The sequence below is a fragment of the Peribacillus sp. TE19612 genome (assembly GCF_056279465.1).
The window spans coordinates 18,198-29,239 of the sequence record NZ_JBWCCL010000026.1 but is presented as its reverse complement, the minus strand read 5'-3'; the positions used below and the strand labels follow the sequence as shown (position 1 = coordinate 29,239).

General features: G+C 35.8%; 11 protein-coding genes. 6 read left to right on the top strand and 5 right to left on the bottom strand.

Translation table 11 applies throughout. The features are described from left to right. Positions 1-562 precede the first annotated feature (562 nt). Positions 563-1,069 carry a hypothetical protein gene (locus ACZ9AO_RS25395; RefSeq protein ID WP_476111129.1) on the bottom strand — a complete coding sequence of 169 codons (507 nt, stop codon included), beginning with the start codon at positions 1,067-1,069 and terminating at the stop codon, positions 563-565. Positions 1,070-1,321: 252 nt separating this feature from the next. On the opposite strand from ACZ9AO_RS25395, the gene ACZ9AO_RS25390 reads away from it, so the two are divergent. Further along, the gene (locus ACZ9AO_RS25390) at positions 1,322-1,489 is read left to right on the top strand and encodes a hypothetical protein (protein WP_476111128.1); all 168 of its coding nucleotides are present in this window, start codon (positions 1,322-1,324) and stop codon (positions 1,487-1,489) included. A 2,095-nt stretch (positions 1,490-3,584) separates the two neighbouring features. Here ACZ9AO_RS25390 and ACZ9AO_RS25385 read toward each other — a convergent pair. Beyond that, positions 3,585-4,475 carry a LysR family transcriptional regulator gene (locus tag ACZ9AO_RS25385; protein WP_476111126.1) on the bottom strand — a complete coding sequence of 297 codons (891 nt, stop codon included), beginning with the start codon at positions 4,473-4,475 and terminating at the stop codon, positions 3,585-3,587. A 132-nt stretch (positions 4,476-4,607) separates the two neighbouring features. Between ACZ9AO_RS25385 and ACZ9AO_RS25380 the strand changes: the two genes are divergently transcribed. Together ACZ9AO_RS25380 and ACZ9AO_RS25375 are read left to right on the top strand one after the other, a co-directional pair. Then, positions 4,608-5,309, top strand: coding sequence for a CoA transferase subunit A (locus ACZ9AO_RS25380; RefSeq protein WP_476111124.1), 702 nt, complete (start codon positions 4,608-4,610; stop codon positions 5,307-5,309). Between the two features lie 27 nt (positions 5,310-5,336). Beyond that, a complete protein-coding gene (locus ACZ9AO_RS25375; protein WP_476111122.1) occupies positions 5,337-5,993 on the top strand; it encodes a 3-oxoacid CoA-transferase subunit B in 657 nt (218 codons plus the stop codon). Positions 5,994-6,345: 352 nt separating this feature from the next. Here ACZ9AO_RS25375 and fabG read toward each other — a convergent pair whose 3' ends face one another. The 3 genes from fabG to phaQ form a co-directional block, all read right to left on the bottom strand. Further along, on the bottom strand, positions 6,346-7,086 hold the full coding sequence (gene fabG, locus ACZ9AO_RS25370) for a 3-oxoacyl-[acyl-carrier-protein] reductase (protein WP_476111120.1): 741 nt from the start codon (positions 7,084-7,086) through the stop codon (positions 6,346-6,348). Between the two features lie 168 nt (positions 7,087-7,254). Further along, entirely contained in the window at positions 7,255-7,767 is a 513-nt protein-coding gene (locus ACZ9AO_RS25365; protein ID WP_476111118.1) for a hypothetical protein, read from the bottom strand. A 143-nt stretch (positions 7,768-7,910) separates the two neighbouring features. Further along, complete coding sequence (gene phaQ / locus ACZ9AO_RS25360) at positions 7,911-8,333, bottom strand: poly-beta-hydroxybutyrate-responsive repressor (RefSeq protein ID WP_476111116.1); 423 nt, start codon at positions 8,331-8,333, stop codon at positions 7,911-7,913. A 272-nt stretch (positions 8,334-8,605) separates the two neighbouring features. Here phaQ and ACZ9AO_RS25355 point away from each other — a divergent pair, with 272 nt between their 5' ends. Genes ACZ9AO_RS25355 through phaC form a run of 3 tightly spaced genes read left to right on the top strand, consistent with a single transcriptional unit; the run spans position 8,606 to position 11,042 of the window. Next, entirely contained in the window at positions 8,606-9,070 is a 465-nt protein-coding gene (locus tag ACZ9AO_RS25355) for a poly(R)-hydroxyalkanoic acid synthase subunit PhaE (protein ID WP_476111114.1), read from the top strand. A 49-nt stretch (positions 9,071-9,119) separates the two neighbouring features. Next, positions 9,120-9,902 carry a beta-ketoacyl-ACP reductase gene (locus tag ACZ9AO_RS25350; RefSeq protein WP_476111112.1) on the top strand — a complete coding sequence of 261 codons (783 nt, stop codon included), beginning with the start codon at positions 9,120-9,122 and terminating at the stop codon, positions 9,900-9,902. A gap of 51 nt (positions 9,903-9,953) precedes the next feature. Beyond that, a complete protein-coding gene (phaC, locus tag ACZ9AO_RS25345) occupies positions 9,954-11,042 on the top strand; it encodes a class III poly(R)-hydroxyalkanoic acid synthase subunit PhaC (RefSeq protein WP_476111110.1) in 1,089 nt (362 codons plus the stop codon).

The window sequence follows — 11,042 nt, the reverse complement described above, 5'->3', positions numbered from 1 at the left end:
TCCTTTTTAGCTGGCCAGCTCAGGACACATTCATCTTATCAAGAGGTCTTTTTTCGTTCAAACCTCATTTTCAGTTATTACAGGAATGCTGCCCCTTTAGTTCCATAACAAAAAGGTTGCTTCAGCAACCTCCCTTATTGAAGTAGAGTACCCGTTAGCTCATTGTCGCCTTATGCATATTAGGTAAATGATTTAATCTTTTAAAATTTTTCTTTAGTAATAAAGTTCCAAATAAATGCAAAAATATAAAACACTGTGAAACAGACAATTAATTTAATTAATGGGTTAAGTATCCACATATTCGATATTTCTACATCTTTCATAGAGTCCAAAACAACATAGATAATAAATATTGTTATAAACGATTTTTTATCCATAAGTTCACTACTTTCCGCCTATAATCACATTTTTTTCAGCATAAGCGAAAAAAACTCTATTTCATACATGAAATTATTTCCACCTCATTAAACTATCCTGCCCCTTTAGTTCCATAAGGAAAGAGCTGCCTTTAAAGACAGCTCCGATCTTCAGCTAACGCACCCGTTAGTTGATTAAAGATTAATTAAAACTTAATGTTTAATAATTCTTTCATTTCAAGAAGAACATCAGTATGTTTTTCTTTTGATAAATACATCATTTTCTGTCCTGCTCCATTTGCTTCTTGCTTCTTTCCGTTCGGTTCTTGAAACATAATCCTTCCATCACTAAAAAAATACATAGTGTACACTTTGTTATCCATGGTTTCTTTATCGGATAATACAAAAAAGTAATTCCCTTTTTTATTTAATTCTTTACTCTTCTCCAATAACTCCTTATTAGGAGGTTGCACAACTTCCATTTTGTTCACTTTTTCTATAAAAGCTTGTATTTCATTAATATCTGTAATGACCTTTGAAGTTGAATTGGAAGATACCCCTTCCTCATCAACACTTTGCACTAATAAGTTTGTATATTCATCTATATTAGGTATTTCTAAAATTTCACTTTTCGTTTTTGTAGTATCTAAACTACAAGCATTTAAGAATACTATCATTAAAGTGCAAAAAGAAAACATCTTGAAAAATCTCAAATTTCATTCCTCCATTTCTTCCTTCTACATTATATGAAAATTGGAAATTTATCCATAATTATTAAACTATAACAAGTAAAAATCCATAAGTCATTTAATGTCACAATAACACAATTACACATGTTCGGAATGTAAATTTTGAGTACACTCATAGTAGACAATTAAAAATTGCTATTTTAAGTGGATTATTTTGTGAAATTTAAGTTGTATAATAAATAAATTAGATAAGTAGATTGAAAGGAAGAGTTAGTTATGGGAAAAGGTAAAAAAATAGGGTATGCCCGGATCTCCTCAAAAACGTATTCAGCTTTCTCTGCAGCTTCCATAGCTTTAGCTTTAGCTTCAGCCGCTTTTTCTTCTGGAGTTTTTGCCGCTTCCTCTGCTTTCGCTCTTTTGCTGTTTTTCTATAATCACCAATAATTCCTCCCCTGTCTTGCAATTCAATCGAGGTAAGTACTCTATATTAATGAGTCGGTTCAGCGTTTAGTTAATCTATACTCCACTTTTTTTCACGCTCACTACTCTTTCAGCTGCCGCCATATTTACATACATACTGTATAAGCCTTCATAGTATTTAGGAGCTCCACCTAATGTCAAAAAGAGTTTCTGTGATCCCTCCCCATAATATATAAAGGAAGTATCAACGTGCCCGCACAGATTGCACAGTACTTTTCGGATAGCATAGGTTGCTACTCGCGGGGTTCTAGCTGTCTTCCTTTATTTATTTAGTTGGCCACCAATCACCTATAAAAAACGCTATGATTGTTGGACCCTGCGCGGGCTTGGCTTCGCCACGAGAAATGTATCCCTGGCCTTTGGGTTCCTCTCTTTGTCTTCGGCCTTAGCCATGTTCTCCTTGCCTTGCTTGTAGACTTATTGTAATGTCCGAGCGAGCATAGGTCGCTACTCGAGGGGGTTTAGCTGTCTTCTATACTTATCGTAGGTTGGACCTCATTCACCTCTTTATTACTTATATGAGTCCTAAAAGTTGTGTTCCTCTAAAACACATACGCTTTCCTTATCATGCAAAAGAATATATACATTAAAACTGCTTGCTTCCATGTTCTCCCCTTGAAATCGGAGAAAAGAACGGGTTTGTGATATGTCTCCTAAAAAAACGAATTCATGTTTTAGTTCTTTTACTCGTTTCCCAATTGAGGTTAACTTAACAGCTAGTTATCTTTTAATCCAGAATTTTCGACATGTTAAACCTCCTGATTACGGGATACAAATTACGTGAGGCTAATACTTGCAGTTACATAAAAACAGACTGAAATTCATTACTTTGTATTCATTTAAAACATTGATATATCAACGCTATTTTTGCTATATTTTAGATAAAATTACAAAAATACAAGAAAAAAAGAAACGGTAATATACTTTGTTTTAGCAGCACTAATAATAACAAAATCTATATAAATATATAACAACACTTGTAATATTTGTATTCTTGTATTTATATCTTTAAAAAGGTTAGCCTATCAACGTTTTAAGGGTTACAAAAGAATACAAATTATGTATCCTCATGTAACCCTTCTTTTAATTCAAAACTTTTTTGTGCTGAAGTCAAATCCCAACTTTTTGATAATATCTTTATTGATTAAAATTCCTTTATGAGCCCTACCTCTTTTATTAATAGTTGTGTAATCGACATCCATGTCCTTATTTTTAAAAGTGACTGTAACATTTCATCCAGGCAGAACGAATTTGTTTTGCAAACTCTCTTTAATGTAAGCAGGTGTTAAATATAATTCCCCATTGTGATATAGAGCACTAATAGTTTGTGTAGGTTCATATTCTACATATAATCTGTTACGATTTGAATCAATCTCTTCAAGTAACTGTTCCAGCTCTAATAAAGGCCTGTCAACTGCCTTGTTCTCATTTGATATATTGTAGAAAAGATGACATCCCGCCCAGTAACTCGCGAAGCTGTGACACCAGTTGGAATTGGAATCTAGTAGTAAGGAAAAAGAAGGATTTTAATGCTTGCACAGTGTTTTTGCACAGAACAGTCTCAGATATTTTAGTTATATTTGGTCGAGATTGTGCATATAAAACAAGCTAGGTTTAAGAGCTGGATTCCTCGCTGTTTATACGGCTCTAAGTCCCAACCTCCGTTTAAGATAATTAGAATTTGATATAAGTTTTGATACAAAAGATACTCTAAAAAGGTGTGAAAATCACCTCTTTTTAGAGTACGTTACTATAACTTTCTTTTTTATTTAGCGTCATTATTTTAGAATTAAATGACGTTAGTTGCTACATATGTAGTGGCAGTACAATTCCACTTGTTTTATGCCTCGACTAGAAACACCACACCTTTAAAACCAGCTAACTTTTGAGGATTACTTCACTATAAATTTTAAAAAAACACACGGGTCCTTACCCTTATATTATCTGTGAAGGCCTGCTTGCTAGGTCCTTTAATACCACAATATTACTGCAGAGTGTCAGATGAAGAAATCAGACTATCAAATTATTATTGCTTTGAAATATTTTAATTGACTGATTGTTATTCTTTAATATCAATTTCTTTTCCTTGCATTTTCAATAACTCTTTTAATGCAAAAGAATGATAAGCTCCTTTTTTTGTAATTATCCCGAGTTTCCAAAGGAGAGTTGAGTTTTCAATCGGTACGATTTTGACATTACTATTAGTTTGTTTTTCATAAATCGATTTTGGTAATAAGGCGATACCAAGTTTTGATGAGACTAGCTCTACGATTAAATCCCACTGTGAACTTTGATAAGAGATAGCTGGGCTGAATCCCTTTTCTTCACATGCTCGTATAACGTAATCATGTAAAGCAAAGTCTTTCGAAAATAAGATGAATTTTTCATCTTGTAGTTGATCCAAAGAAACGGAGTGTTTATAGGCGAGTGGATGATCTTCGTGGAGATATAAAACGAATTCATCTTGAATAAACGGGTAGATGTTGAATTTTTTCTCATTGGTTGGCATTACAACAATACCAAGATCCACCAGTCCATCTTCAACAAGCTCACCGATCAATTTGGCGCCCAGCTCAACCAGCTCCAGAGATATTTTGGGATATTTTTGGTTAAAACGACGGGCGATATCAGGGAAAAAAAGTGTGCCAATCAGAGGAGGAATCCCAATTTTAATTTCTCCTGCAGTAATGTCCTTGAGCTCATCTAAAAGTACGTCCAATTCAGACAATGCTACTAGCGCTTTTTGTCCCTGCTGGTATACAATCCGTCCTGCATCTGTTAATCGTAAGTGTCTCGTTGAGCGATCAAACAGTTCAACATGCAATTCCTCTTCTAGTTTTTTAATAGCTTTGCTTAAAGAAGGTTGTGTTAAGTAGGAATGTGAAGCAGCTTTTGTAAAACTGTTATGATTTGCGACTTCGATAAATGAGTGTATGTCTCGTAATTCCATAATTCCCTCCTATTTATTCCTTATTTTCATACTCTATATTCCTTTTATGTATTTTACTTCTAGAAAATAGAAATGTAAACTTTAAACAAGGTAACTTTTCTGAATATTCAGGTTAACAAAAGGGGTAATTTTATGAAAAAAGGTAAAGTAATGGGTTCATTCTCGGAGGCGGTTTCAGATATTAAGGACGGTTCAACTATAATTGTTGGCGGTTTCGGGCTTTCAGGTATTCCTGAGTATTCCATTCAGGCGCTTAAAGAGCAAGGAACAAAAGATTTAACGGTTGTCAGTAATAATTGTGGGGTCGATGACTGGGGACTTGGGCTTTTGCTTGCGAACAAGCAAATAAAGAAAATGGTAGCCTCTTATGTTGGGGAAAATAAAATTTTTGAGCAGCAGTATTTAAGCAAAGAGTTGGAAGTCGAATTGACGCCTCAAGGTACACTTGCAGAGCGAATGCGGGCTGGTGGTTCAGGCATCCCAGGTTTTTATACAACAACGGGCGTTGGTACACCAATTGAGGAAGGCAAGGAAACGAAGATTTTTGATGGAAAAAAGTATCTTTTAGAACGAGGAATTGTAGGGGATTTTGCATTTGTGAAAGCGTGGAAGGCGGATACACTTGGTAATCTCGTTTACCGAAAGACAGCTCGTAACTTTAATCCACTTGCAGCGATGGCCGGAAAGATAACGATTGCAGAAGTGGAGGAAATTGTTGAACCAGGTGAATTAGATCCAGATGAAATCCATACACCAGGTATTTATGTGCAACGTTTACTGCTTGGATCGAAATATCAAAAACGAATTGAACGACTGACGGTTGTAAAAGCATAAAATCTTAATGGAATGGAGTGTCTGAATATGAACGACAAACGTTTGGATATTGTAAAAAGAGCAGTTCAGGAAATTAAAGATGGCATGAATGTTAATCTGGGCATTGGCATGCCGACACTTATTGCAAATGAAATTCCAGATGATTGCAATGTATTGCTTCAATCAGAAAACGGCCTGCTTGGTATTGGTCCGTATCCAGTAGAGGGTGAGGAGGATCCAGATTTAATCAATGCTGGAAAAGAAACAGTTACTGTAGTTCCAGGTTCCTCTTTTTTTGACAGCGCAGAGTCGTTTGCCATGATTCGTGGTGGCCATATCGACCTTGCGATTCTTGGTGGAATGGAAGTGTCTGAACAAGGGGACTTGGCGAACTGGATGATTCCCGGTAAAATGGTGAAAGGCATGGGCGGTGCGATGGACCTTGTCAACGGAGCAAAACGTGTTGTCATTATTATGGAGCATGTGAATAAACTCGGAGAGTCGAAAATTAAAAAGGCATGTACATTGCCATTGACTGGGCAGCAAGTTGTAAATCGATTAATTACTGATCTGGCTGTTTTTGATTTTACACCTGAAGGAATGGTTCTTATCGAAACGCAAGGGGATGTTTCCGTTAAAGAAGTAAGAGAAAAAACAGAAGCACAATTTTCAGTGGCTCCTGAACTTGTAGCCATAAACATATAACAGTTTCATTAACAAAAGAGGACCTTGTAAAATAGTAAGAAATAATAGGATTCGTTTTTAGTTGAATCCTATTATTTTTTATTTCTAACCATGTATATACACTCAAAGGAGTCCAAGCAGCCTTTTCTTTATTAACCAACAGGTGCTTTACTTCAATAAGGGAGTTGCTTTGGCGACTCTTTTTTGTATGGAGCTAACCGGGCAGCATTCCTGTAATGATGGAATGATAGATTTCTCGACCTTAGAGAGAAAAAATATTGACCTCTGTTCCCAGCTAAGAATGAGGTCAATATTTTTTGTATAGCTATTCTATTCGTATATGTGTTCAGTGCGATTAAATTAAACATCCATACTAAATAACAACGCCGCCATCGATACTTAAAATAGTACCGGTAATAAACTGAGCTTCATCTGAAGCGAGAAATGCATAACCATTCGCAATATCTTCCGTGTTACCCATCTTATTTAATGGTGATTTTTTCTTCATCATTTCTAACACCTTTTCAGGCATTTTCTCTACCATCGGAGTGGAGATAAAGCCTGGAGCTATTGCATTTACACGAATGCCGTATTTACCCAGTTCTTTCGCCCATGTCTTGGTTAGACCGTTTACACCCCACTTCGATGCGGCATAATTTGATTGACCAAAGTTACCGTAAGTCCCGACAACAGACGAAGCATTTAAAATCACACCACTGTTTTGTTCTTTCATCACTTTTGCTGCCGCTTGTGCAATATTAAAAACCCCTTTTAAATTCACGTCAATGACGCTATTCCATTGTTCTTCTGTCATATTGACCAACTGTGCATCTTGTGTGATGCCGGCATTATTAATGACAATATCCACTCGGCCATAATGGTCCATCGTTTTATTCATTAATTGTTCCACTTTTTCGCGGTTTGTCACATCAACAGGGATTCCAATTGTTTCGCCGCCAATCTCTTGAATCGTTGCTGCTGTCTGTTGAATATCCTCTATATTAAGGTCCACTAAAACGAGTTTGGCGCCTTCCATGGCAAATTTTTTAGCTGTAGCTTCACCTATTGCACCGGAGGCTCCTGTAATAATCGCTACTTTCTCTTTTAATCTCATGTGCATTTCTCCTTATTTGTTATGATTTATCAACCAAAATCACCAATATGAAGCCGTAATACAGGAACACTGCACTTTTTAATTGAAGTTTCGCAAATACAAAATAGAGAGATGTTCCACAATGCAGCATTGAATTACAGTGAAATTCCAGTGCGGTGAAACGGGATCTTACAAAGTATTGACAGGTATTTCAAATGATTTTAGTGCTCCAAGTTGTGTTTGTTTAAGTTGTTCAACAATATTATCTAAAGATTTAGTCAATTCTAAGCGGTTTTTTTGTCCCTGATTAAGAGAATTAATAAATGTTGCTTCAAATTGAGCATGTGAATTTGATAGGATTTCAAGAGACGCTTTCCCTGGACTGAAGGCAAGAGTTTGAGACTTATGTCCAATTTCTTCAAGCTTATCGGTCCACTCCGAAAGGTTTTGCCCGCCAAGTTCTTTTTGGTTCTTAGCCAATATCTCTTGAACGTTTGTTTTCCATTCTGTTGTCAGTTTTTTTGAATTCTCTTCCATCTGAAAAAATTGATCTCGGGTTGCTTGGATCCATTCCTTCTGACTTTCAATTGCCTGAAGTGCTTTCAGCTCCATCTCCTCAAATAGGCCAAAATTGTTTGACCAACCTTTGAAAAAAGAATCCATTACATTTGCAGACTTGATATCCCCTTTTTTTACCGCCATTATAAACCCTCCATTTAAAGAATATATTTTTCTTAGGTCCATATCGGACCTTTGTATAAAAAACTTAAACAATCACCAAACCAATGGGATGGTCATTTGTTAAGTTTCTCAAATGATTTAATGTCTTTACTTAGAGGCTTTTTCTATTTTTCCTTTTTATCTTCTTCCTTCGATGTGTAGCTGGGAGGAACGAAGAATTGACTGTACATGCTGAAGAATTGATCGACCATTTTCTGATATTGTCCTAGTGAATTTGCCCAGAGGTCTAAGCATTGCTCACCTGCAGAGGTAATTGAATAAATTCGCTTTGCTGGACCGGGTGATGTTGTATCCCATACAGAAGTGACTAGTTCATCCTTTTCTAGTTGGCGGAGAATTCTATAGAAGTTACCTTGATCGATGGATTGTAAACCGAATAGGGTGAGTTTTTGCATTAATTCATATCCATGTGCATTCCAATCCTTTAATAGCAATAAAAGCACGGGAATAATAAAATTTTTTGGTGCATTTACTACATTCCCCGTTCCGTTCTTATTCTCATTTATGTTATTGCGTTTCGAAACCATTACTATCACCTACTAATCAAGTGTTTGATTTATATGTGTAATTTACACCTACATGCAAATAATGTCAACGTAGAATCACATAAATAAAGAAATCACAAACCTGATAACTTAGTTGAAAAAGGGGGTAGACTCAGCTAAAAGCCAATCTAATCCATACTTATTCTATTTATTCATATTATGTATTCCTTTAATGCATTTTACTTATAGTTTACAGAGATGTAAGATATTAACGAAATAGTATTTTGAATTTTCTAAAAAGGGGATGAATCTTGTTGACAAACCAAACAACGCTAGACCCATTTAACCCATTTGCATTATGGAAGAGTATGTACGAAAAAACGGAAACGAATATGAATGAAGCTATTCATGAAACTCTACAAAAAGAAGCCTTTTCTGAATATTTAGGACAATTCCAAGGTGCTTATCTACACTATCAGCAATTAATTCAAAATACGACTGACAGCTATTTAAAGCAAATCAATATGCCTAATCGTGAGGAAATTTCAAATATTGCTTCCCTTATCATTAATGTAGAGGAAAAAATAGAATGTCTTGATCAAAAAGTTGAGGACGAACTTTTGACCAATCCTTTATCAAGTGAGATTAGTAAACTGAAGGTAAGTATCTCCAAACTGGATAAAAAAATGAATCAAATTTTAAAAGCCGTGGGTAAAGAGCAAGAGATCGATTCTGCACCTGCTGATTCCTCAGCAGAACAAAATAATCAGCATTCCTAAATAAAATCTGATTCTAAAATAGTAAAAAACTAAATATGAGGTGTTATGAATGTCTATTTCTCAAATTGAACTAATCCATCAAAATGAAGATACGTATAGTTTAAAGGGGAAAGTTGCGATTGTAACAGGTGGTTCACGTGGCATTGGTTCCACTATAGCGAAGGAACTAGCAAAAAAAGGTGCAAATGTTGTGATTAACTACAATACTAGCAAAACATCTGCGTATTCTGTGATTGAAGAAATTGAGTTTTTGGGCGGATCTGCTGTTGCCTTTCAAACAGACGTATCCAATTTAGATGAAGCACATTCTTTAGTTGAAGAAACAATAAGCCAATATGGTAGAGTAGACATCCTTATTAATAATGCAGGAATTACAAGAGATCGAACCTTTAAGAAGCTAAGTAAACATGAATGGGATGATGTCATTAATGTAAACTTAAATAGTATTTACCATACAACTTCAGCGGTCATTAATACTATGCTTGAACAAAAATATGGCCGTATTATCAATATTAGCTCAATTATCGGTCAAGCTGGAGGCTTTGGGCAAACGAATTACTCTGCTGCAAAATCGGGTATGATTGGTTTTACCAAATCCTTAGCCCTAGAAACAGCAAAAAGCGGAGTGACAGTAAACGCCATATGTCCTGGATATATTGAAACTGAAATGGCTGCGGCGATTCCAGCCAAAGTGATGGATAATCTTCTTGCAAAAATTCCAATGCAACGTTTAGGAACAACAGCTGAAGTTGCAGAAGCCGTTCTTTTCCTGGCAAATAGTAGTTATATTACGGGCCAATGTATTAATGTAAATGGCGGAGTATACATGTAATACCTTAGTTTAAACTGTAATGAGTCTAATTAAATGAAGGGGGAATTTAGGATGGTTTTTGCATCTTCAAATGATTTTGAAACTTGGATGAACACGATGCCAGAAAACTTTCAAAAAGATATAAAACGATTGAAGAAAGTTTCTGAGGTTCTTACGAAAAATCCTGACCCAAAAGTTGGGCAAACGCCGAAAGAAGTCATCTGGACGAAAAATAAGGCAAAGCTTTACCGGTATCAACCAGCCAAAGTAAAGACGAACAAAGTCCCCATTTTAATGATTTACGCATTGATTAATAAACCCTATATATTGGATTTAACACCCGGCAATAGCTTAGTGGAATACCTTACGAACCAAGGTCACGATGTATACTTATTAGATTGGGGTACACCGGGTTACGAAGACCGAAATATGAAACTGGATGATTATGTGTTGGATTATATCCCTCGCGCAGTACAAAAAGTACTCCGGAAATCTGGTGCGGATGAAATCACTTTGTTTGGCTATTGTATTGGTGGAACGTTAACCTCTATGTTTGCTGCTCTTCATCCTGATTTACCAATACGTAACATTATTTTTATGACAAGTCCATTTGATTTTTCTGATGCAGGTCTATTTACGAATTGGCTGGACGAACGTTATTTTAATTTGGATCAAATGGTCGATACGCTTGGTAATATCCCACCTGAAACAATAGATCTAGGAAGTAAATTATTAAAGCCGCTAGTGAATTATATAGGCCCTTATATATCGCTCGCTGATCGGTCTGATAATGAAGAATTTGTTAAGAGCTGGACCCTCATGCAAAAGTGGGTAGGTGATGGAGTTCCGTTCCCTGGTGAGGCTTATAGACAGTGGATTGGTGAGTTTTATCAAAAAAATAAGCTAATTAAAGATGAATTATACATTCGTGGACAACAGGTTAAGTTGAGCAACATAAAAGCAAACATTTTGAATATTGCTGCAGAACGTGATCACATCGCAACTCCTGAGCAAGTTAAACCATTACTAGATAAGGTATCCAGTAAGGATAAAACTTTTAAACTCATGCCTACAGGACATGTTTCTGTAGTAGTTGGTGGAACTGCTGTCAAAAAAACATACCCAACCATTAATCAATGGATAAAAGTGCATTCAAATTAA